The sequence below is a fragment of the Nitrospirillum viridazoti CBAmc genome, from assembly GCF_000730165.1.
Classification (GTDB): Bacteria; Pseudomonadota; Alphaproteobacteria; order Azospirillales; family Azospirillaceae; genus Nitrospirillum; species Nitrospirillum viridazoti.
Genome location: NZ_CP022111.1, coordinates 1,060,140 through 1,082,165 on the forward strand (window position 1 = coordinate 1,060,140; position 22,026 = coordinate 1,082,165).

General features: G+C 67.9%; 20 protein-coding genes. 7 read left to right on the forward strand and 13 right to left on the reverse strand.

The window, feature by feature from the left end; genetic code table 11:
- Nucleotides 1-39: 39 nt before the first annotated feature.
- The 3 genes from Y958_RS18010 to nadE form a co-directional block, all read right to left on the reverse strand.
- Complete coding sequence (locus Y958_RS18010; protein ID WP_088873344.1) at nt 40-1,488, reverse strand: MATE family efflux transporter; 1,449 nt, start codon at nt 1,486-1,488, stop codon at nt 40-42.
- Nucleotides 1,489-1,632: 144 nt separating this feature from the next.
- Nucleotides 1,633-3,345, reverse strand: coding sequence for a ShlB/FhaC/HecB family hemolysin secretion/activation protein (locus Y958_RS18015; RefSeq protein ID WP_088873345.1), 1,713 nt, complete (start codon nt 3,343-3,345; stop codon nt 1,633-1,635).
- Nucleotides 3,346-3,457: 112 nt separating this feature from the next.
- Complete coding sequence (nadE, locus tag Y958_RS18020; RefSeq protein ID WP_088873346.1) at nt 3,458-5,218, reverse strand: NAD(+) synthase; 1,761 nt, start codon at nt 5,216-5,218, stop codon at nt 3,458-3,460.
- Nucleotides 5,219-5,462: 244 nt separating this feature from the next.
- Between nadE and Y958_RS18025 the strand changes: the two genes are divergently transcribed.
- Nucleotides 5,463-5,813 carry a hypothetical protein gene (locus tag Y958_RS18025; protein ID WP_088873347.1) on the forward strand — a complete coding sequence of 117 codons (351 nt, stop codon included), beginning with the start codon at nt 5,463-5,465 and terminating at the stop codon, nt 5,811-5,813.
- A gap of 62 nt (nt 5,814-5,875) precedes the next feature.
- Here the strand turns inward: Y958_RS18025 and ssb are convergent, their stop codons facing one another.
- Nucleotides 5,876-6,421, reverse strand: a complete 546-nt coding sequence (ssb, locus tag Y958_RS18030; protein ID WP_088873348.1) for a single-stranded DNA-binding protein — start codon at nt 6,419-6,421, stop codon at nt 5,876-5,878.
- Nucleotides 6,422-6,740: 319 nt separating this feature from the next.
- Between ssb and uvrA the strand changes: the two genes are divergently transcribed.
- Together uvrA and Y958_RS18040 are read left to right on the forward strand one after the other, a co-directional pair.
- Nucleotides 6,741-9,623 carry an excinuclease ABC subunit UvrA gene (gene uvrA, locus Y958_RS18035; protein WP_088873349.1) on the forward strand — a complete coding sequence of 961 codons (2,883 nt, stop codon included), beginning with the start codon at nt 6,741-6,743 and terminating at the stop codon, nt 9,621-9,623.
- Nucleotides 9,620-10,318 carry an alpha/beta fold hydrolase gene (locus tag Y958_RS18040; RefSeq protein ID WP_088873350.1) on the forward strand — a complete coding sequence of 233 codons (699 nt, stop codon included), beginning with the start codon at nt 9,620-9,622 and terminating at the stop codon, nt 10,316-10,318. The genes uvrA and Y958_RS18040 overlap by 4 nt, the downstream gene beginning before the upstream one ends.
- A gap of 12 nt (nt 10,319-10,330) precedes the next feature.
- Here the strand turns inward: Y958_RS18040 and Y958_RS18045 are convergent, their stop codons facing one another.
- The 4 genes from Y958_RS18045 to Y958_RS18060 form a co-directional block, all read right to left on the reverse strand.
- Complete coding sequence (locus tag Y958_RS18045; RefSeq protein WP_088873351.1) at nt 10,331-10,711, reverse strand: type II toxin-antitoxin system VapC family toxin; 381 nt, start codon at nt 10,709-10,711, stop codon at nt 10,331-10,333.
- A gap of 10 nt (nt 10,712-10,721) precedes the next feature.
- The gene (locus Y958_RS18050; RefSeq protein WP_211098603.1) at nt 10,722-10,982 is read right to left on the reverse strand and encodes an AbrB/MazE/SpoVT family DNA-binding domain-containing protein; all 261 of its coding nucleotides are present in this window, start codon (nt 10,980-10,982) and stop codon (nt 10,722-10,724) included.
- Between the two features lie 68 nt (nt 10,983-11,050).
- Nucleotides 11,051-11,692 carry an NrsF family protein gene (locus Y958_RS18055; RefSeq protein WP_088873353.1) on the reverse strand — a complete coding sequence of 214 codons (642 nt, stop codon included), beginning with the start codon at nt 11,690-11,692 and terminating at the stop codon, nt 11,051-11,053.
- A complete protein-coding gene (locus tag Y958_RS18060) occupies nt 11,689-12,273 on the reverse strand; it encodes a sigma-70 family RNA polymerase sigma factor (RefSeq protein ID WP_088873354.1) in 585 nt (194 codons plus the stop codon). The genes Y958_RS18055 and Y958_RS18060 overlap by 4 nt, the downstream gene beginning before the upstream one ends.
- 163 nt (nt 12,274-12,436) lie before the next feature.
- Here Y958_RS18060 and Y958_RS18065 point away from each other — a divergent pair, with 163 nt between their 5' ends.
- Nucleotides 12,437-13,210 (forward strand): alpha/beta hydrolase, encoded by a 774-nt coding sequence (locus Y958_RS18065; RefSeq protein ID WP_088873355.1) that lies wholly within the window; start codon nt 12,437-12,439, stop codon nt 13,208-13,210.
- 18 nt (nt 13,211-13,228) lie between these two features.
- On the opposite strand, the gene Y958_RS18070 is transcribed toward Y958_RS18065, so the two are convergent.
- From Y958_RS18070 to Y958_RS18085, 4 genes are all read right to left on the reverse strand, one after another.
- Nucleotides 13,229-13,459 carry a hypothetical protein gene (locus Y958_RS18070; RefSeq protein ID WP_088873356.1) on the reverse strand — a complete coding sequence of 77 codons (231 nt, stop codon included), beginning with the start codon at nt 13,457-13,459 and terminating at the stop codon, nt 13,229-13,231.
- 72 nt (nt 13,460-13,531) lie between these two features.
- On the reverse strand, nt 13,532-14,218 hold the full coding sequence (plsY, locus tag Y958_RS18075) for a glycerol-3-phosphate 1-O-acyltransferase PlsY (protein ID WP_244909448.1): 687 nt from the start codon (nt 14,216-14,218) through the stop codon (nt 13,532-13,534).
- On the reverse strand, nt 14,218-15,516 hold the full coding sequence (pyrC, locus tag Y958_RS18080) for a dihydroorotase (protein WP_088873357.1): 1,299 nt from the start codon (nt 15,514-15,516) through the stop codon (nt 14,218-14,220). Before pyrC ends, plsY begins: the two co-directional genes overlap by 1 nt.
- 58 nt (nt 15,517-15,574) lie before the next feature.
- Complete coding sequence (locus tag Y958_RS18085) at nt 15,575-16,513, reverse strand: aspartate carbamoyltransferase catalytic subunit (protein WP_004272168.1); 939 nt, start codon at nt 16,511-16,513, stop codon at nt 15,575-15,577.
- Nucleotides 16,514-16,955: 442 nt separating this feature from the next.
- Here Y958_RS18085 and Y958_RS18090 point away from each other — a divergent pair, with 442 nt between their 5' ends.
- Nucleotides 16,956-18,152 (forward strand): hypothetical protein, encoded by a 1,197-nt coding sequence (locus tag Y958_RS18090; protein WP_145727833.1) that lies wholly within the window; start codon nt 16,956-16,958, stop codon nt 18,150-18,152.
- Nucleotides 18,153-18,184: 32 nt separating this feature from the next.
- On the opposite strand, the gene gor is transcribed toward Y958_RS18090, so the two are convergent.
- Nucleotides 18,185-19,549, reverse strand: coding sequence for a glutathione-disulfide reductase (gor, locus tag Y958_RS18095; RefSeq protein ID WP_088873359.1), 1,365 nt, complete (start codon nt 19,547-19,549; stop codon nt 18,185-18,187).
- 191 nt (nt 19,550-19,740) lie between these two features.
- Here gor and Y958_RS18100 point away from each other — a divergent pair, with 191 nt between their 5' ends.
- Together Y958_RS18100 and Y958_RS18105 are read left to right on the forward strand one after the other, a co-directional pair.
- Nucleotides 19,741-20,850 (forward strand): branched-chain amino acid ABC transporter substrate-binding protein, encoded by a 1,110-nt coding sequence (locus tag Y958_RS18100; RefSeq protein WP_088873360.1) that lies wholly within the window; start codon nt 19,741-19,743, stop codon nt 20,848-20,850.
- A gap of 39 nt (nt 20,851-20,889) precedes the next feature.
- A complete protein-coding gene (locus Y958_RS18105; protein WP_004274220.1) occupies nt 20,890-22,005 on the forward strand; it encodes a branched-chain amino acid ABC transporter substrate-binding protein in 1,116 nt (371 codons plus the stop codon).
- Nucleotides 22,006-22,026: the final 21 nt, after the last annotated feature.

Below are 22,026 nucleotides of genomic sequence, written 5' to 3' on the forward strand. Positions count from 1 at the left end.
GGCCTTGGTTTCCTAAGCCGCGAGGATAACAGATGCGGCTCAGCGCCGCGACAGCAGGTGGAACCGGACCATCAGCACCGTGACCGCCACGATGCTGGCCACCAGGATGCCCTCGAAGATGCCCATGATGCCATGCCCCAGGTGGAAGGCCGCATAAGCCGCCGTGGGGATCATGACGCCGTAATAGCTAAAGAAATGCAGGGCGGTGGGGATCCAGCTGTCGCCCTGGCCGCGCAGCGCGCTGGCCATGACCGTCTGGCCGCCGTCGGCCACCACGATCCAGGCCATGAAGGCGATGGCAGGCACCAGCACACGGATGAGGTCGGGATCGCTGGCGTAGAGGGTCGCGATGCCCTCCGGCACCGACGACAGCACCACGCCGACGACGACCATGATCAGGGCCGTGAGGGCCAGGCCCGTCCACCCGGCCAGCGTGGCCTCTCGCCGGTTGCCGGCACCATGCGCCTGCCCCACCTGCACCGCGGTGGCCGAGGCCAGGCCCAAGGCCGCCATGAAGATAAGGGCCAGCAGGTTCAGCCCCACGGCATAGGCCCCCAGGCCCAAGGCGCCCAGCCAGCCGGCGAAGATGCCCATGGTGCCGAAGGCGGTGGATTCCGCACCCTGGCTGAGGCCCGCGGCATACCCCAGGTGGCGGTGCGGCCGCCCCTCCCGCCATTCCAGGAAGGATCCGCGCACGCCGTAATGGGCATGGTCGCGCATGGTCCATACATACAGGATCAGGCCCAGTGCCGTCAGCCAGCGTATGGTGGTGGTGGCGATGGCGGACCCCACCGCCCCCAGCGCCGGCATGCCGAAATGGCCGAACACCAGGGTGTAATCCAGGGCGAAGTTCAACAGGTTGGCCACGATCATGGAAACCATGGCCGGGAATGGCCGCTTGATGCCCTCCAGGAAGAAGGAGGTGCTGATCTGCAGCACCGCCGCCGGCATGCCCAGGCCCAGGATGGCGATGACAGGCGCCGCCCCATGGGCGATCCCAGGCTCCTGCCCCGTCAGCAGGAAGAAGGCCTCGCCGAACTGGCAGCCGAGGGCGACGACACTGCCGATCAGCAGGGCGTAGGGCAGCGAGCGGCGCCAGACCGCGCCGGCGTCACGCGGGCGCCCCGCCCCCACCGCCTGGGCCACCAGGATGATGGTGCCCATCATCAGGCCGACCACGGTGGCGAAGGCTGTGCCCACCGGGGTGCCGCCCAGGCTGAAGTAGGCCAGTTCCTCCGCGCTGTAGCGCCCGACCATGGCGGTGTCGACCGTCTGCATGAACAGCTGGCCGATGCGGGTCAGCATCAGGGGCGTGGCCAGCAGCACCAGGTCGCGGGCATGGACCAGGATGCGGGGCAACAGGCGCTCATTGGGGGCCCGGGGCGGCAAGCCGGGACAGGCCTTCTCCACCGCCGCCTCATCCAGGGGCGGCAGGGGCGTCACCGCCGCCGACAGTTCCGGCGGCACGGGGATCTCGGACTGGGCCATGACGGGCGCGCTCTGGTGGCTTTATCATCGCCCAACGGCCGGCCGTCCGGGCGTCCTCCTTGCCTACCGCGCCGGGCGCGCCGCCGCAACCCACGAGCGGCGCACGGCTGCCGGGCGTCCGGCTTGCGATGCCCTGGCGGCCCGTCAGAAGCTACCCGTCACCCGCACCCAGGCGCGGGTGTGGCGGCGCAAGCCGTCGCTGTCGGTCCCCGCGATCCGGCCGGGGTTGTCGCCCACCACATGGGCCAGCGTCGCATCGAGCGTCAGGGAGTCCACCGGCCGCCAGCTGACGGCGACGCCGATGCCTTGCAGGCCATAGTCGTTGGGCAGGTCGGTGCCCCGGTTCCAGCCTGCCCAGGGGCTGACGAACTGCCGGATCCACCCGCCATCCCAGAAGGCCGCCAGGCGCAGGCTGTCCACGGGGCGCCAGCGCAGCTCCAGCGTGCCCAAGGCCCCCTCCGCCCCCTGCCCCTCGTTCACGGGATAGGCGCGGATGGCGTCGGGGCCGCCCAGGGCCAGCCGTTCGGAGCTGTCCAAGTTGCTGCTGGCCCACTGGCCGGCCAGCCGCGCCACCAACTCCACCCCCTCACCCAAGGGCTGGGCGTGGCTGAGGGTCAGGGCCAGCTTGGCGTAACCGCCCTGGGTGCGGGCGGAGGCATCGTCCACCGCCTGGTTCTCCGGCACGCCACCCAGGTCGACATTGCCGGCGGTCAGGGTCCCATCCACCTGGTCGACGCCATCCCAGCCGTCGCGCGCCACCCCGCTCACGCCCAGGGTGGCGGCATCGATGACGGTGATGCCCGTCACGATCTCCGCCGTGCGGTTGACCAAACGGCGATGCTCATAGACCAGACGGCCGTCCAGGGCCGTATCCTCCGTCCGCCACAGTGGCAGGGTGGCCGCGGCCCCGCCGGTGGCGCCCCACCCGTCAGGCGTGCCGGCGTTGAAGTCATGGGCGACGCGATAGTCGAAAGCGCTGCCATTGACGCCCAGGCGCAGGCCTGAATAGCCCACGGGCAGGGTGGCGGCCAAGCGACCATAGGTACTGCCCAGGCTACGCACGCCGGTGAGGACGGTCTGATCACCGATGCCTGCCAGGTCATTGGCCGACAGCACGGCGATGCCGCGCCACCCGCCGCTGGCCCGCTGCGCCTGGTTGTCCACCAGGGCGACGCCACTGAACAGCGGCCCCTCGGTCAGCTTCAGGCGGATGTCGGTCTGGTCGGCAGCCTGCCCCGCCTCCGCCGTCGCCGTGGCCGTGATGCCTGGCAGCGCGTTCAGCACCGCGACACCCCCCTCCAGCGCGTCCAGGCGCAGGGCCTCGCCCATGGCTTGGCGGTCCAGCAGGTAGCCGGCGGCGGTGTCGGCGTCCAGGCGCGTGTCGCTGCTGGGATCGACCACCACCCGGCCCAGTCGGCTTTCCTGCACGGCGATGGTGACGACACCGTCGCGGATTTCCTGCCGGGGCAGGTAGGCGCGCGCCAGATAGCCGTGCTGGCGGTAATAAGCGCTGACGGCGGCGGCGGCCGACTGCAATTCCCCCAAGGTCAGGTCGCGATCACGGAAAGGCGCCAACACCGCCTGCAACTCCGCCTCCGGAAACAGCGTGGCCGTGATGTGGAAGGCGGTGACGTGGACGGTGGGCCCTTGGGCCGGGCGCTCCGAGGGCGGCGCCTCCGGCACCACCGGGCGCAGGGGCGCGGGCGGCGCCGTCAGGCGCGGGGTGGTGCGTTCGGTGTCGCGCAGGATACTGCCGGCATCCGGTGTCTGTGGCGTCTGCTGGGCCGAAGCCTGGCCAGGAACCAGGGCAAGGACGGCAAGCGTCGCGGCGGACCACGCTGGAAACGATCGACGCATTCGAGACCAGCCTGCAGGCCTGTTTCCGCACCAACAGGTTGCATCCTACTGCGGTAGCGGGTTGGCCGCACCGGCGCGATGGGCCCGCTACAGAAAGGTCACGGGTCTGCGATCAGCCTGTGAAGCGCGCCGTCAGGGGGAACCGCCGGTCCTTGGTGGTGGGCGACTTGCGGTGCACCTTGGGGCCAGGTGGCGACTGGAAGCGCTTGAACTCCGCCCGGCGGACGCGGCGGCGGATGTCCCGCACGAATTCCAGCGGCTCCCCCAGCTTTGCCGCGATCTCCACGTCGGTCTGGCGCTCTTTGGCGTCCTCCATCTCCCACAACACCGCATCCAGGCGGGGATAGGGGGGCAGGCTGTCGGTGTCGCGCTGGTTGTGCTTCAGCTCGGCGCTGGGCTCCACATCGATGACGGCGCGCAGGGCGGCCTGGGCCTTGGCGTCATAGGCCTCCAGCGGTTTGCCGAAGGCCCCTTCCCAGATGCGGGCGAACAGCGGGTCCGGGTTTTGCGCCTGGGCCAGGCGCATCTCCAGGATGGGGAAGACATCGATGGCCTTGTACAGGTCCTTCAGCGGGTTGAAGGCGCCGCGCATGTCGCCGTAGAGCGTGCCGTATCCCATCAGGATTTCGCTCTTGTTGCTGGTGCCCAGGATGGCGCGGCGGCCATGGTCGTTGGAGATGGCGGACAAGGTGTTGCCCCGGATCTGCGCCTGCAGGTTCTCATCCGCCAGGCTGCCCATGTCGCGGCCGAAGGCGTTGCGGAACTTGGCCAGCCCGGCCTCATATTCCACGGTGATGGGCAGGCTGATGGCGCTGAAGCCCGCGCCCACGCCGGCCGCGAATTCCGCCGCCCGGGTGTTGGAACCGGAACTGGTGTAGGGCGACGGCATCATGACGGCGTTGACCTTGGCCGGGCCGAACACGTCGGCCGCCAGGGCCGCCACCAGGGTGGAATCGGCGCCGCCGGACAGGCCGAAGACCACGTCCTGGAAACCGTTCTTCTCGATGTAGTCGCGCAGGCCCAGGCCGACGATCAGATAGCGCTCCTGCGGGTCGGTCAGTTGGACGGGCGCCTGCGTTTCGGTCAGGCGGAAGCCCTGGCCCTCGTCGGCCAGGGTCACGGTGGCGCCCCCTTCCCCGCCGATCGCCATCTCATGGATGGCGCCAGCCGGATCCATGATGGCGGAACAGCCTTCCCACACCAGCTCGTCATTGCCACCCACCTGGTTGACGTAGACCAGGGGCAGGCCCGTTTCCTGGATGCGCTGGGCGAACAGGCGGCGGCGGAAATTGCCCTTGGCGATGGCGTAGGGACTGGCGTTGAGGGAGACGATGACCTCCGCGCCCATCTGCCTCAGGTCATGGGTAACGTCGTCGAACCAGATGTCCTCGCAGATGCAGAAGCCCAGGGTGACGGGGCCGCCGGCGGCCTGAAACCGCAGCACGCCCATTTCGGCATCGGCGCCCGTCTGTTCCCCCCGCGCCTCGAACCAGCGCACGTCGTCGAAAACGTCATAGTTGGGTAGGTGGGTCTTGAACTGGCTCAGCACCGCGCGGCCCCGCTCGAACACCACCAGGCCGTTGCCCATCTTGCGCCCCTGCACCTTGCCGCGCAGGGGGGTGCCTACGGCGATGGTGGTGCCGGCCTCTTCCGACAGCAGGCGGTACTGCTCTGTCCAGTGGACGATGGCCTGCTGGTAGTCGGCCTCCAGCAAGTAGTCGCCGGCGGCATAGTTGGCGACGGCGCATTCCGGCAAGACATGCAGGTCGGCGTCGGGCTGGCCCAGGATGCTAGCCTTGGTCCGCTCGAAATTCCCCCGGAAATCGCCCGTGGTGTAGTTCATCTGGTGCAGGGCGACCTTCAGCGTGCGCATGGTCTCAATCTCGCTATGCCGGGCGCCGACGCTACAAGGCCAGCGCCGCCGTTACTTGTTGGCGGCCAGCCTACCATTCCCGGGCCGGTCGGCGGCAATCCCCCGAAAGCGAAGATGGCCCATGTCCAATCCCAAGCTGGCGCCGAAGCGACCGGCGGAACGAATGTCCGCTCCCGAGCCTTAAGAAGGTGCCGGGCAACCCGGCCGCAGCAGATGAACCGCACGACGAACGCCGGAGGAGAGCATGCCCCAGCATCACCACGACCACGCCCACCAACAGGCCGCGCAACCGGACCAGCGCGGCGCGGCGGACAAAAAGCACGATGTGCGCGAGGCCAGCGACACGCAGCGCCTGAAGGATGAGTGGGCCATGACCGGCCACGCCGCGACCAAGAAGTCGCGTGGGATGGAGGGGCCGATCGCCGGCCATGACGCCCCGCCCAAGACCGGCGGCACCGGGGGCGCCAGCGGGTCCAAGGGAGACTGGGACGCGGCCGGCAGCGGCCAGCGGGGACCGCAGGGTGATCGCTCCGAAAGCACCGCCGGCACGGCGACGACGAGCAACAGCAGCCGGGGGCGGGGCCGCACGTCCTGATGCCGTAGTGCCCTGGCGAAAGGGCCGCGTCACCGCGGCCCTCGGCTCTTATCGTCTGAATGTCAGAACGGGATTTCGTCGTCCAGGTCGTCGGCCGGCTTGCCGCCACCGCCGCCAAAGCCACCGCGCGAACCGCCGCCGGAGGAGGAACCACCCCCACCGTAGCCACCGCCACCGGAGGACCCGCCGCCGTAGCTGGAGCCGCCGCCACCGAAGTCACCGCCCGACTCGTAGCCACCCCCGCCGCCACCGCCGTCACGGCCTTCGAGCATGGTCAGCTCCCCGCGGAAGGGACGCAGCACCACCTCGGTCGTGTACTTCTCCTGGCCGGACTGGTCGGTCCACTTGCGGGTTTCCAGCTGGCCCTCGATGTAGACCTTGGAGCCCTTCTTCAGGAAGCGCTCGGCCACGCCGATCAGCGCCTCATTGAAGATCACCACCTGGTGCCACTGGGTGCGTTCCTGCCGCTCCCCACTGTTGCGGTCCTTCCACGTTTCAGAGGTGGCGATGCGCAGGTTGCACACCTTGCCGCCGTTCTGCATGGACCTGACCTCGGGCTCCTTGCCCAGGTTGCCGATGAGGATGACTTTGTTGACGCTGCCAGCCATGTCCGATCCGTCCTGAATCCAAAAGAGGGCGAAAAACGCCCCGCCGTTGATGGGGAGAGCCTACACCGCCGTTCATGTGCAATGCCACAGCGATGGTGGTACGGGCCCCCGGTATACCCAAAATATCGATCAGGACGTCCTTTTGGGGCACCCTGCCCCCGTGTGACGAAATCGTCGTTGAGGGGGTGCATCCTGCTGTCGCCTTTTGACACAGGCATCCCCATATTAAGGCGCTGTCGCCGGCTGGCCGGTGGGAAGGCGCCTTACTAGCGTATTCCCCTTGCCAGCGCCTGCCCCGATCGATTATTCAGAACATACCATGAACAAATATATCAGCGTCCGCGGCGCGCGGGAACACAATCTGAAGAACGTCGACGTGGATTTGCCGCGTGACAAGCTGGTGGTCATCACCGGCCTGTCGGGGTCGGGCAAATCATCGCTGGCCTTCGACACCATCTACGCCGAGGGGCAGCGGCGTTACGTGGAAAGCCTGTCGGCCTATGCGCGCCAGTTCCTGGAGCTGATGCAGAAGCCGGATATGGACAGCATCGAGGGGCTGTCCCCCGCCATCTCCATCGAGCAGAAGACGACCAGCCGTAATCCCCGCTCCACCGTCGGCACGGTGACGGAGATTTACGACTATATGCGTCTGCTCTACGCGCGGGTCGGCATCCCCTATTCCCCCGCCACCGGCCTGCCCATCGAAAGCCAGACGGTCAGCCAGATGGTGGACCGCATCATGGCCATGCCCGAGGGCACGCGCCTCTACCTGCTGGCCCCCGTCGTGCGCGGCCGCAAGGGTGAGTACAAGAAAGAGCTTCAGGAACTGCGCAAGCGCGGCTTCCAGCGCGTCAAGATCAACGGCGAGATGATGGAGATCGACGAGGCGCCGGCCCTGGACAAGAAGCTGAAGCACGACATCGAGGTGGTGGTCGACCGCATCGTCGTGAAGGAAGGCTTAGGCAACCGCCTGGCGGATTCGATTGAGACGGCGTTGGAACTGGCCGACGGCCTGGTGTTCGCAGAGAACGCGGACGGGGGCGAGCGCACCGTCTTCTCCGCCAAGTTCGCCTGCCCGGTCAGCGGCTTCACGATTGAAGAGATCGAGCCGCGACTGTTCTCCTTCAACAATCCCTTCGGCGCCTGCCCCGCCTGCGACGGCCTGGGGCAGAAGCTGTATTTCGACCCCGAATTGGTGGTGCCGGACACGCGCCTGTCGCTGAAGGACGGCGCCATCGCCCCCTGGGCGGGCTCCACCTCCCAATACTACGCCCAAACCCTGGAAAGCCTGGCGCGGCACCACAACGCCCGCATGGACACGCCCTGGAGCGACCTGCCGGAAGATTTGAAGAACCTCATCCTGTTCGGCTCCGGCGGCAAGCCGGTGACCCTGCGCTATGACGACGGCCTGCGCTCCTACGAGACCAACAAGGCCTTTGAGGGCGTGGTGCGCAATCTGGAGCGCCGCTGGAAGGAAACGGAAAGCAACTTCATGCGGGAGGAGCTTTCCAAGTACCAGTCGGCCCAGCCTTGCGAGGCCTGCGGCGGCGCGCGCCTGAAGCCGGAGGCCCTGGCCGTCAAGATCAACGGCCTGAACGTGGCCCAGGTCAGCCGCATGTCCATCCAGGAGGCGGGCGCCTGGTTCATGGGCCTGGACGCCCACCTGACCCAGAAGCAGAAGGACATCGCCGGCCGCATCCTGAAAGAGATCAACGAGCGGCTGGGCTTCCTGAACAACGTTGGCCTGGAATACCTGGCCATGGACCGCGCCTCCGGCACCCTGTCGGGCGGCGAAAGCCAGCGTATCCGCCTGGCCTCCCAGATCGGCAGCGGCCTGACCGGCGTGCTGTATGTGCTGGACGAGCCGTCCATCGGCCTGCATCAGCGCGACAACGATCGCCTGCTGGCCACGCTGAAGCGCCTGCGGGATCTCGGCAACACCGTGCTGGTGGTGGAGCATGACGAGGACGCCATCCGCACCGCCGACTATCTGGTCGACATGGGGCCGGGCGCTGGCGTCCATGGCGGCACGGTGGTGGCGGCCGGCACCCCGGCGGAGGTCATGGCCAACCCGGCCAGCGTCACCGGCGACTACCTGACGGGCCGCCGCCGCATCGCCCTGCCGGATCGCCGCCGCGCCGGCCACAAGGGCCAGTTCCTGGAGGTCATCGGCGCGCGCTCCAACAACCTGAAGGACGTGCATGCCCGCATCCCCCTGGGCACCTTCACGTGCGTCACCGGCGTGTCCGGCGGCGGCAAGTCCACCCTGATCGTCGAGACGCTGTACAAGGCCCTGGCCAAGCGCCTGAACGGCGCGCGCGAGCATCCGGGCGCGCACGATGACATCCTGGGCCTGCAGCACCTGGACAAGATCATCGACATCGACCAGTCGCCCATCGGCCGCACGCCGCGGTCCAATCCCGCGACATACACCGGCGCCTTCACGCCCATCCGTGACTGGTTCGCGGGGTTGCCGGAGGCCAAGGCCCGGGGTTATGGCGCGGGCCGCTTCAGCTTCAACGTCAAGGGCGGCCGCTGCGAGGCCTGCCAGGGCGACGGCGTCATCAAGATCGAAATGCATTTCCTGCCCGACGTCTACGTCACCTGCGACGTCTGTCACGGCAAGCGCTACAACCGCGAGACGCTGGAGGTCCTGTACAAGGACAAGAGCATCGCCGACGTGCTGGACATGACGGTAGAGGAGGCCGCCGGCTTCTTCCAGGCCGTCCCCGCGATCCGTGACCGCATGGAAACGCTGAACGAGGTCGGGCTGGGCTATATCCATGTCGGCCAGGCGGCGACGACCCTGTCGGGCGGTGAGGCCCAGCGCGTGAAGCTGGCGAAGGAATTGTCCCGCCGCGCCACCGGCCGCACCCTGTACATCCTGGACGAACCTACGACCGGCCTGCACTTCGAGGACGTGCGCAAGCTGCTGGAGGTGCTGCACGCCCTGGTGGACCAGGGCAATACCGTGCTGGTGATCGAGCACAATCTGGAGGTCATCAAGACCGCCGACTGGATCATCGACATGGGCCCCGAGGGCGGCGCCGGCGGCGGCCGCATCGTGGCGGAGGGCACGCCGGAACATGTGGCCACGGTGCCGGAAAGCCACACCGGCCATTACCTGAAGCCCTACCTGTCGGAGGTGCCGCCGGCCGTGGAAGCCGTGGCGCCCAAGAAGCGCAAGGTGAAGGGGGCATGACGCCCATCGTCCTGATCCCCGGCCTGCTGTGTACGGCCGAGGTGTTCGCCCCGCAGGTCGCGGCGCTATGGCCGCACGGCCCCGTCACCGTGGCCAACACCTTGACGGGGGAGACGATGGCGGACATGGCGGCGGCCATCCTGGCCCAGGCCCCGCCCCGCTTTGCCTTGGCGGGCCTGTCCATGGGCGGCTACGTCGCCCTGGAGATCATGCGCCAGGCGCCGGAACGGGTGGTGAAGCTGGCGCTGATCAGCACCCAGGCGCTGCCCGATACACCGGAGCAGTCAGAGCAGCGCCGGACCTTTGTCGCCCTGGCGCGCAAGGCCAAGTTCGCCACCGTGCTGCGCCATGCTATGTCCGCCATGCATCATCCCGACCGCCGGGATGATGCGGACCTGGCGGCGGTGAACCTGCGCATGGGCCTGACGGTCGGGGTGGAGGGGTTGGCGCGCCAGACGGCGGCCATCATCGGCCGCCCCGACAGCCGCCCCACCCTGCCTACCATCCATGTGCCCACCCTGGTGCTGGTGGGGGATAGCGACCCCCTGATGCCGCCGGAGCGGTCTCATGACATGGCCGCCACCATCCCCGGCGCCCGGCTGGTGGTCGTACCCCAGTGCGGCCACGCCTCCACCCTGGAACAGCCGGCGGCGGTGAACCAGGCGCTGGTGGAGTGGATGGGGGCTGAAGTCTAGACAGCGTGAGTTCTATAATAAAGTCGCTTTCGATAGCGACGCGAATGTCCGGTCGAATGTCATCAGCGTGTCGGCGCGCGCTGCATCGGCTTCCGCCAAGATGACACCATCGGCAAAATCACCACCTTGGCTCAGCAATGAGAGGCCGGTTTCCAGTGCAGGTCGGTTCACCTGGACATTCCTAGCCTCGGTCACCGTCCGTAGGGCTGCTGCGATTTCGTGATCGCCATACCGATAAAGCCGTCTCAGAACCCATACCGTCTCGCACAATACCTGTAGGGGAATGATCAGTGTTTCCGCACCTTCGATGACGACTGCCGCCTTTTGGGCCTGCGCCTCGTCATCCCAGGTCAGATAGCGGACCATCACATTGGTATCGATAGCGACCTTCACGCCTTGGCGCTCATGCTTTGACGGCGCGACCGGCCTCCGCCTCGATCGCCTCCTGCATTTCCTCCAGCGAAATCACGCGCTGTCCTGGCCGTTGGAGCATGCCGCGTGCACGGACAATACTGGGACGTAACGCAGCCGGCTGAAGTTCAATACGTCCGTCAGGCAGAAAAACGACGCCGACCTTTTGGCCGGGGCCGAGGCCGAGATGGTCAAGCACAGCCTGTTTCAGCGTGACTTGGCCCTTGGCGGTAATGGTCAGTTCCAATGCCATGGCACCCATCATCAGTAAGGCTACAGCTACCTTACATTAGTCTCTCTGTAGACTTTGACAAGGGCCCCCTACCACCGCAACGCCATACGCCCTGCCACTGCGCCCACCGCCGCCATGATGGCGATGGCCGCGCTGTACCACAGCAGCACGAAGGTGCCGGCGTCGTTCTCGCAGGCCAGGGCGTAGGCCATCGCACCCAAGGCCCCGGCCAGGCCGCCGGCCACGGCGGCGGCGCGCACTGGTTCGGTCGGTGCCCCGTGGCGCAGCAGCAGGATCAGGGCGGCCAGGGCCGGCAGGGAGGCCGCGATGATGATGCTCATGCACGTCAGGGCGGAATAGGTATGCAGGCCCAGATAGGACAGGCCGGAACGATCGGTGGCCGCGCGAAAGGTCATGATCAGGAAGCCGGGTAGTAGGGGTGCCAGGCGCGGCAACCCGCGCCCGGGGGCGGCGGAGCGCAGCACCAACCAGGCACCGGCCAGCGCTAAGGCGCCGGTGCCGGCCACCTTGAACAGGAAAGGCGCCTGCGTCGCCGCCGTGCCGATGTCCGGCCGCACACCCGCCAGGGCCAGAACCACGGCGATGGCGATGGCCAGCGACAGGGTCAGCGCCAGGAGCAACACGGCAGGGAAGGTCTCCATGCGCAAGCCGGAACGGCGCCCTGCCTGCCCCGACAGCTGCGCGATCAAGGTCTCGGTCGAGCGGTTCATGGCTTCCTCCCTCTCTCATTCCCAACGGGCGGATCGGCAGCATTCCACAGGGCCTTCAGGGCGCGGTGGAACAGTACGCGGACCGAGCCTTCGCTGAGGTTCAGCCGCCGGGCCGTAGCCTGGGGTGAGAGCCCCTCCACAGCCAGGGCCCGCACCACGCCCCGCTGGCCGGCCGGCAACTGGGCGATGTGGCGATCCACGTCCACCAGGGCGCGCTCCCGCTCCTCCTCCGGCGCCGCCAGGGCGTCGGCCAGGTCGTCGATGGTAAGGTCGGCGGTGCCCGACGCCTCCCGCCGCAGCTTGCGGGCCGCGTCCAGGAACTTGTAGCGCGCGATGCCGTGCAGCCAGGGCATGAGGGGCCGGCCAGGGTCCCAAGTGTGCCGCTTGGTATGCAGGCCGATCAGGATTTCCTGCACGATGTCTTCCGTCTCCGCCGTGCCCAGGCCGAAGCGGCCCAGGCGGTTATGGACCACCCGCCGGAACAGCGTCGCCGCCTCGGCCAGGAAGCGCTGATAGGCGGCGGTGTCGCCACGCCGTTCCGCGCGCATCGCCTCCGCCCACCGCTCTTCCAACGGGTCCATATCCATCCTTCGCCGGCGGGGGCCGGGTTGTTACAGGGCGGCTCGAAAAAGATTCTCAAAAAAAAGTCGCGGGCACTGTTACGCCCGGGGCCGGGCCGCCGAAGACAGGAAAGAAGCCGCTGCGCTTCCCCTCCCTGTTCGATCCCATGCTAGGAGACCCGCCATGTTTCGCAAGCTGTCCTTTGTTGCCGCCCTGGCCCTGGCCGCGGCCACCGTCGCCCTGCCCGCCGCCGCGGCCACCACCCCAGCCGGCCCGGCCCCCGTTCATAACGTCGTGCTGGTGCATGGCGCCTGGGCCGATGGATCCAGCTGGAACGAGGTCATAAAGATCCTGCAGGCGAAGGGACTGCATGTCACAGCCGTGCAGAACCCGCTGACCTCATTGGCTGAGTCGGATGCTGCCACCCGCGCGGTGCTGGCGCAGCAGGACGGTCCCACCGTGCTGGTGGCCCATTCCTGGGGCGGTACAGTGATCAGCGACGTGGGCACCGACCCCAAGGTCACGGCCCTGGTCTATGTCGCCGCCCGCGCCCCGGACGCCAACGAGGACTTCGTGGCCCTGTCGGCCAAGTTCCCCACCATGCCTGTGCGGGCAGAGGTGCAGAACCATGACGGCATGACCGTCATCTCGGAAAAGGGCTTCCTGGACTATTTCGCCAACGGTGTCGCCCCGGCGCAGGCCAAGGCGCTGTATGCCGAACAGGGCCCGACGGCCGCCAGCATCTTCGCCGGCCGCACCACCGCCGCCGCCTGGCATGACAAGCCCAGCTACTATGCCGTGTCCAAGCAGGACCTGACCATCTCCCCCGACCTGGAGCGTTTCCTGGCCAAGCGCATGAACGCGGACACCATCGAGGTCGATGGCGGCCACCTGACCCTGGTGTCGCACGCGCAGGAAATCGCCGGCCTGATCCTGAAGGCCGCCGGCCAGGGCTGAGGTGTGGACGCCGCGAGGCTAGCGGCTGTGGTGCCCCGGCGCGTCCGGCCGCTTCCTCGGGGATTCCTGCTCATCCTCCCGCTTGTTCACAGCGGGCGTGCCTTTGGGCTGCGGCGCCTCGTGCGGGATGGGCGGGAAGATGTCGGGCGTGGGGGAGCGCGCCTCTTCGATTGCCTCCACCACCTCTTCCAGGATGATGTTGCCCAGGATGCTGCCGGTATCGGCGTCCTTATCCGTCTTCTTGCTCATCACTGTTCCTCCTCAAGGGGACACCCTTGACATAAGGATAGGCGTCCCGAGGTTCAAAGGGGCTGAGCTGGGTCAGCCTTCCTTCTTTTTCCCCTGCCCGATCCGGGGTTCCGTCCCCGCCAGCAGGCGGCGGATATTGGCGTGGTGGCGAATCCACACCAGCACGGCGATGGCAAGCGCCAGGATGGCTTCCGCCCCACCGGCGCCGAAGTCGGCGGCGTCCGGCCACACCGCCGGCAGGAACCACGCGACCAGCGGCGCCAAGGCCAGGGCCACCAGGGCGGAGAAGGAGGAGATGCGGAACAGAACGGCGACCAGCAACCAGGTCAGGCAGGCGATGACGCCCACCGGCCAGCAGGTGGCCAGCAGCACGCCCAGGGCGGTCGCGACCCCTTTGCCGCCCTTGAAGCCCAGCCACACCGGGAAGGTATGGCCCAGCATGGCGCCCCCGCCGGCCACCAGGGCGGCCAGGTGCGGTGCGTCCGGGGACGGCAGGAAGCTCATGGCCAGGCAATGAGCGACGCCCACGGCGATGGCGCCCTTGCCGCTGTCCAGCACCAGGGTGGCGGCGGCCAGGGGCTTGTTGCCCGTGCGCAGCACGTTGGTGGCGCCGATGTTGCCGGAGCCGATCTTGCGGATGTCGCCATAGCCGCCCAGGTAGGCCAACACCAGGCCGAAGGGGATGGAGCCCAGCAGGTAGCCGCCAGCCAGCGCCAGCAGCAAGGGCATCAGGGGCAGCGCCGCCGTGTCCATGGGCATCAGGCCGCCAGGTTGAAGACGGTGCGGCCGTCCACCAGGGTGCGCAGCACCCTGCCCTGTACCGGGTGCTTGTCGAAGCAGCTGTTCTTGGACTTGCTGTGCAGCGCCTCCGCATCCACGCGCCACGGCCGTTCGGCATCGAAGATGACCAGGTCGGCGGCGGCACCGGTGCGCAGGCGGCCCAGGTTCAGGCCCAGCACGGCGGCCGGCTTGATCGTGACGGTGGCCAGGGCGTCCAGCAGGCTCATGTGGCCCTTATGCACCAGGTCCAGCGTCAGGGGCAGCAGAGTCTCCAGCCCCACGGAGCCGAAGGCCGCTTGGGCGAAGGGCACGCGCTTGGCGTCCTGGTTCCAGGGCAGATGGTCGCTGGTGATGCAGTCGATGGTGCCATCGGCCAGCCCTTCCACGATGGCCTGGCGGTCGTCCTCGGTGCGCAGCGGCGGCGACAGCTTGAAGAAGGTGCGGTAGTCGCCGACGTCCCGCTCCGTCAGGGTGAAGTACGGCGGGGCGGTGTCGCAGGTGACCTTCAGGCCCTTGCGCTTGGCGGCGCGGATGACGGCCACGGACTCGGCGGTGGAAATGTCAGCGGCGTGATAGCGGCCGCCCGTGGCCTCCACCAGGCGCAAATCACGCTCCAGCATGATGACCTCGGCCACGGCGGGAATGCCGGACAGGCCCAGCCGGGTGGCGATCTCGCCCGAATTCATGGCGCCGGTGGCCAGCCGCGGTTCCTGCGGGTGCTGCAGGATGGGGCGGCCCCAGATGCTGGCATAGGCTAGCGCCCGCTGCATGACCAGGGCGTCGGCCACGGCCTTGCCGCCGTCGGTGAAGCCTACGGCACCGGCCTCGGCCAGCAGGCCCATCTCGGTCAGTTCCTTGCCGCCCAGGTCGCGGGTGATGCCGGCATAGGCGAAGACCTTGACCAGCTTCACCTCACGGGCGCGACGGGCGATGAACTCCAGGCCCGCCACGTCGTCGATGACTGGGTCGGTGTCGGGCAGGCAGGCCAGGGCGGTGACGCCGCCGGCAGCCGCCGCCTGGCTGGCGGTCTTCAGCGTCTCATTATCCTCGTGCCCCGGCTCACCCACTTGGGCGCGCAGGTCGACCAGGCCGGGGGCGACGCAGGCCCCGTCGGCGTCGATGACCTCGATGCCCTCCGGCACGCCGTCGCGGAACAGGCCGGGCCCGCGGTCGGCGATCTTGCCGCCGTCGATCAGCAAGGAACCGCGCTGGTCCAGGCGGCTGTCCGGATCCAGCAGGCGGGCGTTCAGGATGGCGGTGCGGGCGTGTGTGGCCATGGGGATGGTCCCGGAAAAGCGAGAGGCGGTAAGGCGGGGGCGGAGACGGGCCGGTGCGTCAGGCCGGGTCGTTGCGGCCATGCTGGGTCAAGAGATCCAGGCAGGCCATGCGCACGGCCACGCCCAGTTCCACCTGCTGCAGGATGACGCTGCGGTTGATGTCGTCGGCCACCAGGCTGTCGATCTCCACGCCGCGGTTCATGGGGCCGGGGTGCATGATCAGGGCGTCCGGCTTGGCCGCCGCCAGCTTTTCATAATCCAGGCCGAAGAAGCGGTAGTACTCCCGCACCGAGGGGACGAACTGGCCCTGCATGCGCTCCAGCTGCAGGCGCAGCATCATGACGATGTCGGCGTCCTTCAGGCCGGTGGCCATGTCGTGATGGACCTCGACGCTCAGCTCGCCGATGGCGCGGGGCAGCAGGGTGGGCGGCGCCACTACGCGCACGCGCGCGCCCATGATGTTCAGCAGCTGGATGTTGGACCGCGCGACCCGGCTGTGCAGGATGTCGCCGCAGATGGTGACGGTCAGGCCATCCAGCCGCCCCTTGTTGCGCCGGATGGTCAACGCGTCCAGCAGGGCCTGGGTCGGATGCTCATGCGCGCCGTCGCCGCCGGAGATGACAGCGCAGTTGACCTTGTCGGCCAGCAGCTTCACCGCCCCCGACTCCGGATGGCGCACCACCAGCACGTCCAGGTGCATGGCGTTCAGCGTGGTGGCGGTGTCCAGCAGGGTCTCACCCTTCTTCACACTGGAGCCGTCGACCGACATGTTGATGGCGTCGCCCCCCAGCCGCTTGGCCGCCAGCTCGAAGCTGGTGCGGGTACGGGTGGAGTTCTCGAAGAACAGGTTGACCACGGTCTTGCCGCGCAGCACGTCCGACTTCTTGTTGGGGCTGCGGTTCTGTTCGACGTAGGTGTCGGCCAGATCCAGGATGGTGTTGATCTGGGCCTGGCTCAGGCCTTCGATGCCAAGCAGGTGCCGGTGCGGAAAGCGCATGGGATCCCTAGGGCGGTCAGAGGGGGACGGATACACCCCCGCACGGGGGCGCCGCCGTATCGGGGGCGGACTATGGCCCCGCCGCCGCCCACAGGCAAGAACGGGATGGCTGCCCGGCGGCGGACGCGGGGCGTGACCACGCGACGTCGCAGCCATTGTCCTTGATCACCGACCCGTTCGCCCGCATGAGACCTTCCTTCCCCTACGGAAAATGATGAATTGTGACGAATAGTTATATTGGATTTGATGTAATTATTGCCGACGACACTAAAAATAGAGCAAACGCACGCCCCGCTCGCTCCGCTCATCCAGTTAGTACTTTACTAGTACTCAATTGGATTTATGCTGATCGGCAGGAACAGGGTGGCAGCCCTGCTCCGCCCTTCCCATCGGCCGTCCAATTCGGGTGACGGACCGCATTACGGCTTTCAGGACGACCCATATGCCGCTTGCAGTCCACGATGCGCGCCCAAGCGCCGAGGCTTCGCCGCCGCCCCCCGCCCTGTCCCGGGCCATGCCCCTGCGCCCGGTCACGCTGGAGCCGCCCCGGGCCGACGGCATCTCCCACGCCGCCGCCGATCGCCCCATTCGTGATACCGCCGCCTGGTCGGATGAGACCGACGCCCTGCACCTGCTGCCGCTGCACCTGCTGCCCTTGACCGTCAGCGGCCTCAAGCGCGCGCGCCTGGTGAAGACGGCGCGGCTGGAAACGATGGTGGAACTGTTCCGCGATGCCCGCGCTGGCACCGGGCTGATCCAGATCGAGGGCCTGGGCCGGGAGTTCGCCGCCGACAAGGCGTCGCTGGAACGCGACATGGCCCTGTTGCTGAAATTGGGCGCCGTGGCGTCGTTCGACGTCTACTCCCTGCGCATCGAGCTGCGTGCCTTGGGCATCGCGGTGGATGAGCACCAGCACCTGGTGCTGTCCCCGGAAAAGCAGGAAGAGCTGACCCATTACATGCAGGGCTTCACCCGCCCCCTGCTGCGCCGCGTCTATGGCGAGCAGGCGGCGCGCGTGGAGAGCATGGGCGACCTGACGGCCCTGCTCTCCAGCCCCGACCGGGCGGAGACGCTGGCCAACCTGCGGCGCATCGCCGGACGGCTGGGCCTGAAGCTGACCGAGATTCCCGAATTCCTGGCGCAGTACGGCGATATCTTCCTGTCGGTCGCCTATTTCCGCAGCTGCCGCGATGGCGCCCATGCCCTGCTGGAGGAGTTCGGCCGCTGGCTGGTGGATCTGAAACGCGCGCCCCTGGTGCAAAGCGACAGCGCCGCCCAGCGCCTGATCACCACGGTGGACACCAGCCTGGACATCATCATGGCCCAGCTGGAGGGATGCTTCCGCAGCTTCGACCGCATGACGCAACAGCTGTGGGACGATCTGTCCGCCGAAGGATTCCAGGCCATGCGCCGTGAGATCGAGGCGCATCACACCAGCGTCGGCGCCCTGTGCTGCGGCCTGGCGGTGAAGCTGGGCGGCTGGAAGCGCGCCTTCCCCACCGCCGGCCGGGGCGCCCCGGGGCAGAAGCTGGACTGGCTGCGGCAGGAAATGGTGCCGGGCCTGGCTCAGCTGGTGGAAACCGGCCTGGCCGCCAACGGCCGGCGTGTGCCCGTGGCGGCTCAGGCCCGCCCGGCCTGAGGTCAGGCCGGGTCACGACGCTGCGCCGTCCCTCAAACCGGGTCCGGCACCTTGGTCCGCAGGGTGACGAACTCCTCCGCCGCCGTCGGATGCAGGCCGATGGTGCTGTCGAACACGGCCTTGGTGGCACCGGCGTTCATGGCCACGGCCACGCCCTGGATCATCTCCGGCGTATCGTCGCCCACCAGGTGGCAGCCCACCACCCGGTCGCTGGCGCGTTCCACCACCAGCTTCATCAGCATGCGCTGGTCCCGGCCGGAGATGGTGTGCTTCATGGGCTTGAAGTTGGTGCGGTAGATGTCGACCGCCGGATAGACGGCGCGGGCCTGTTCCTCCGTCATGCCGCAAGTGGCGACAGGGGGGATGGAGAAAACGGCGGTCGGGATGTTGTGATAGTTCACGCTGCGCGGTTTGTTGCCGTACAGGGTATCGGCCAGCACATGGCCCTCCGCCGTGGCCACCGGCGTCAGGTTCACGCGGTCGGTCACGTCGCCCAGGGCATAGATGTTGGGCACGGTGGTGCGGTACTGGTCGTCCACCTTGATGGCGCCGCGCTCGTTCAACTGCACGCCCACGCGCTCCAGCCCCAGGCCGCGCACGTTGGGCCGGCGGCCGGTGGCATAGAGCACGGCGTCCAGCTCCAACGTCGTGCCGTCGGACAGGCTGGCGACCAGGCAGCGGCCAGTCTTCTCCAGACGTTCGATGGTGGTGCTGGGGCGCAGGTCGACGCCGGCCTTGACCATCTCCGCGCCTAGGAAATCCCGCACGTCCTCGTCGAAGCCGCGCAGCAGCTTGTCGCCCCGGTAGATCTGCGTGGTGCGGGATCCCAGGCCGTTGAACACGCCGGCGAATTCCGTGGCGATATAGCCGGCGCCGACGATGGCGATATGTTCGGGGCGCTTGTCCAGGTGGAACACCTCGTTGGAGGTGATGGCGTAGTCGCGCACGCCGGGCTTTTCCGGCAGTTCCGGCCAGCCGCCGGTGGCGATCAGGATGCGCTCCGCCGTGACGCGCTTGCCGCCCACGTCCACCGTGTGCTCATCCACGATGGTGGCGCGCGCCTCGAATATGGTGGCGCCGGAATTCTCCAGTAGGCGGCGGTAGATGCCGTTTAGGCGGGTGATTTCCGCATCCTTGCTGGCGATCAGGCGCCGCCAGTCATGGTCCCGCGCTTCGACGTCCCAGCCGTAGCCGGCCGCATCCTGAAAGCCGGCGGAGTACTGGGCGGCGTAGACCAGGAACTTCTTGGGCACGCAGCCGACATTCACGCAGGTGCCGCCCAGGTACCGTTCCTCCGCCACCGCCACGCGGGCGCCGTGACCGGCCGCGATTCGGCTGGCCCGCACCCCGCCGGAGCCGGCGCCGATGGTGAAAAGGTCGTAGTCATAGGCGGCCATGGCCGGATTCCCTGTGGTGGAAAGGGGGTGTTGCACGAACGGGCGTGCCCAGATGTCGTATCTTTTCCCATTCCGCGCAAGGGATGGCGACGCACTGGAGTTGTGGTGCCGGGTGCGTGCTACCTTCGGCTCATAACAGGGCGGGCCACCCGTTGGGGTGGGGCCGCCGGCATTAAGAATGGGGATGTGGCATGGTGCGCATGAAGGGCCGCGTCGCGGCGGTGGCGATCATGGTGGCGGCGGGCCTGGGGGCCGGCGCCGCCCGTGCCGAGATCAAGCTGGGCCTGGGCGCCCCCTTGACCGGTCCCAACGCCGTGGTGGGCGAACAGCTGCGCCGGGGCAGCGAGCAGGCGATCAAGGATCTGAACGCCAAGGGCGGCGTGCTGGGCGAGCAGATCGTGCTGATCCAGGCCGACGATGCCAGCAACCCCAGCCAAGGCGTGGCCGCGGCCAACAAGCTGATCACCCAGGGCGTGGTGGCCGTCATCGGCCATTACAACTCCGCCGTCTCCATCGCCGCCGCGAAGGTTTATTCCGAGGAAGGCGTGGTCCAGATCTCCCCCGGCTCGACCAATCCGCAGCTGACGGAAATGGGCAGCCACACCACCTTCCGCACCTGCGGGCGCGACGACCAGCAGGGCGAGGTGGCGGCCCAATACATCGCCAAGAATTTCCCCAAGGCCCGCATCGGCATCCTGCAGGACCAGACCACCTATGGCCGGGGCCTGGCGGACGCCACCCGCGCCGCCCTGGCCAAGCTGGGCCTGAAGGAGGTGGTGTATGAGGCGGTGACGGTGGGCGACCGCGACATGTCCTCCGTCATCACCCGCATGAAGGACGCGCAGGTCGATTTCGTCTATTTCGGCGGCCTGCACACCGAAGCCGGCCTGCTGGTGCGCCAGATGGCGGAAAAGGGCCTGAAGGCCAAGTTCATGGCTGGCGACGGCATCGTCTCCAACGAGTTCTGGAATATCACCGGCGCCATGGGCAACGGCGTGCTGAACACCTTCGGCGCCGACTATCGCCAGCAGCCCGTGGCGGCGGAGGTTGTGAAAAGCTTCCGTGCCCAGAATTACGAGCCCGAGGCCTATACCCTCTACTCCTACGCCGCCGTGCAGGCCTGGGCCCAGGCGGTGACCACGGCCAAGAGCACGGATCCGGCCAAGGTGGCCGACGCCTTGCACAAAGGCAGCTTCCAGACTGTGATCGGCCCCCTCTCCTTCAATGCAAAAGGAGATCGCACCACTGCCGATTACACAGTTTACCAATGGCGCGATGGATCCTATACCGAGGTCAAATAGTGTGAATTAGCCTCCCCTCGGTTCAGGAATAACAGTTCAATGCGTGTTCCTTCCTTCGCGCGTGCCGCCGTCTTCGCCCTGCCCCTGCTGTCGATCAGCCTTCCCGCCCTGGCGGATATCAAGATCGGTGTCGGCGTCCCCTTGAGCGGCCGCTTGGCCGCCGTGGGGACCCAACTGCGCCGGGGCGCGGATCAGGCCGTGGCCGACATCAACGCCAAGGGCGGCGTGCTGGGGCAGAAGCTGGTGGTGGATGCGGTGGACGATGGTGGAGAGCCGACGCAGTCGGTCGCCGCCGCCAACCGCCTGGTGACGGACCGCGTCGCCATGGTCATGGGCCACATGACCACCGGCACCACCATGCCGGCGGCCCAGGTCTACGCCGATGAGGGCGTCATCGTCATCACCCCCAGCTCCACCAGTCCGGAGCTGACCGCCCAGGGCTGGGACACGCTGTTCCGCACCTGCGGCCGTGACGACCAGCAAGGCCAGGTCATCGGCGCCTATCTCGCCGAGCATTACAAGGGCGGCAAGATCGCCGTCGTCGACGACCAGACCACCTACGGCAAGGGCTTGGCCGACGCCGTGCGCGCCACGCTGAAGGCCAAGGGCGTGCCCGTGGCCCTGAACGGCACCCTGACGGCGGGCGAGAAAGACTTCAGCAGCATGGTCACCCGCCTGAAGTCGGCGGATGTGGACGCCGTGTTTTACGGCGGCCTGTATCCCGAGGCCGGGTTGCTGGTGCGCCAGTCGCGTACCGCCGGTCTGAAGGCGGCCTTCCTGGCGGGCGACACCCTGGCCAGCGATGAGTTCTGGACCACCGCCGGCGCCATGGGCGAAGGGGTCATGATGGCCTACAACGCCGACGTGCGGCAGAGTCCCGCCGCCAAGGAGGCGCTGGACAGCTTCCGCAAGAACGGCGGGGAGCCCAACATCTTCTCGCTCTACTCCTACGCCGCCGTCCAGGTCTGGGCCCAGGCCGCCGCCAAAGCGGGCAGCACCGATCCCAAGAAGGTTGCCGCCGTCCTGCACAGCGGCCAGGAATTCACCACCGCCGTCGGCCCCGTCTCCTACGACGCCAAGGGCGACCGCAAGCAGAACGACTACGTCATCTACGCCTGGCACAACGGCGCCTACGCCCCGCTGGCCAAGCAGTAAGCCGCCCATATCTGACCGTGA

Coding starts and splice junctions, on each gene's coding strand:
- Y958_RS18010 (WP_088873344.1), bottom strand. CDS start 1,488: ATGGCCCAGTCCGAGATCCCCGTGCCGCCGGAACTGTCGGCGGCGGTG.
- Y958_RS18015 (WP_088873345.1), bottom strand. CDS start 3,345: ATGCGTCGATCGTTTCCAGCGTGGTCCGCCGCGACGCTTGCCGTCCTT.
- nadE (WP_088873346.1), bottom strand. CDS start 5,218: ATGCGCACGCTGAAGGTCGCCCTGCACCAGATGAACTACACCACGGGC.
- Y958_RS18025 (WP_088873347.1), top strand. CDS start 5,463: ATGCCCCAGCATCACCACGACCACGCCCACCAACAGGCCGCGCAACCG.
- ssb (WP_088873348.1), bottom strand. CDS start 6,421: ATGGCTGGCAGCGTCAACAAAGTCATCCTCATCGGCAACCTGGGCAAG.
- uvrA (WP_088873349.1), top strand. CDS start 6,741: ATGAACAAATATATCAGCGTCCGCGGCGCGCGGGAACACAATCTGAAG.
- Y958_RS18040 (WP_088873350.1), top strand. CDS start 9,620: ATGACGCCCATCGTCCTGATCCCCGGCCTGCTGTGTACGGCCGAGGTG.
- Y958_RS18050 (WP_211098603.1), bottom strand. CDS start 10,982: ATGGCATTGGAACTGACCATTACCGCCAAGGGCCAAGTCACGCTGAAA.
- Y958_RS18055 (WP_088873353.1), bottom strand. CDS start 11,692: ATGAACCGCTCGACCGAGACCTTGATCGCGCAGCTGTCGGGGCAGGCA.
- Y958_RS18060 (WP_088873354.1), bottom strand. CDS start 12,273: ATGGACCCGTTGGAAGAGCGGTGGGCGGAGGCGATGCGCGCGGAACGG.
- Y958_RS18065 (WP_088873355.1), top strand. CDS start 12,437: ATGTTTCGCAAGCTGTCCTTTGTTGCCGCCCTGGCCCTGGCCGCGGCC.
- Y958_RS18070 (WP_088873356.1), bottom strand. CDS start 13,459: ATGAGCAAGAAGACGGATAAGGACGCCGATACCGGCAGCATCCTGGGC.
- plsY (WP_244909448.1), bottom strand. CDS start 14,218: ATGCCCATGGACACGGCGGCGCTGCCCCTGATGCCCTTGCTGCTGGCG.
- pyrC (WP_088873357.1), bottom strand. CDS start 15,516: ATGGCCACACACGCCCGCACCGCCATCCTGAACGCCCGCCTGCTGGAT.
- Y958_RS18085 (WP_004272168.1), bottom strand. CDS start 16,513: ATGCGCTTTCCGCACCGGCACCTGCTTGGCATCGAAGGCCTGAGCCAG.
- Y958_RS18090 (WP_145727833.1), top strand. CDS start 16,956: ATGCCGCTTGCAGTCCACGATGCGCGCCCAAGCGCCGAGGCTTCGCCG.
- gor (WP_088873359.1), bottom strand. CDS start 19,549: ATGGCCGCCTATGACTACGACCTTTTCACCATCGGCGCCGGCTCCGGC.
- Y958_RS18100 (WP_088873360.1), top strand. CDS start 19,741: ATGGTGCGCATGAAGGGCCGCGTCGCGGCGGTGGCGATCATGGTGGCG.
- Y958_RS18105 (WP_004274220.1), top strand. CDS start 20,890: ATGCGTGTTCCTTCCTTCGCGCGTGCCGCCGTCTTCGCCCTGCCCCTG.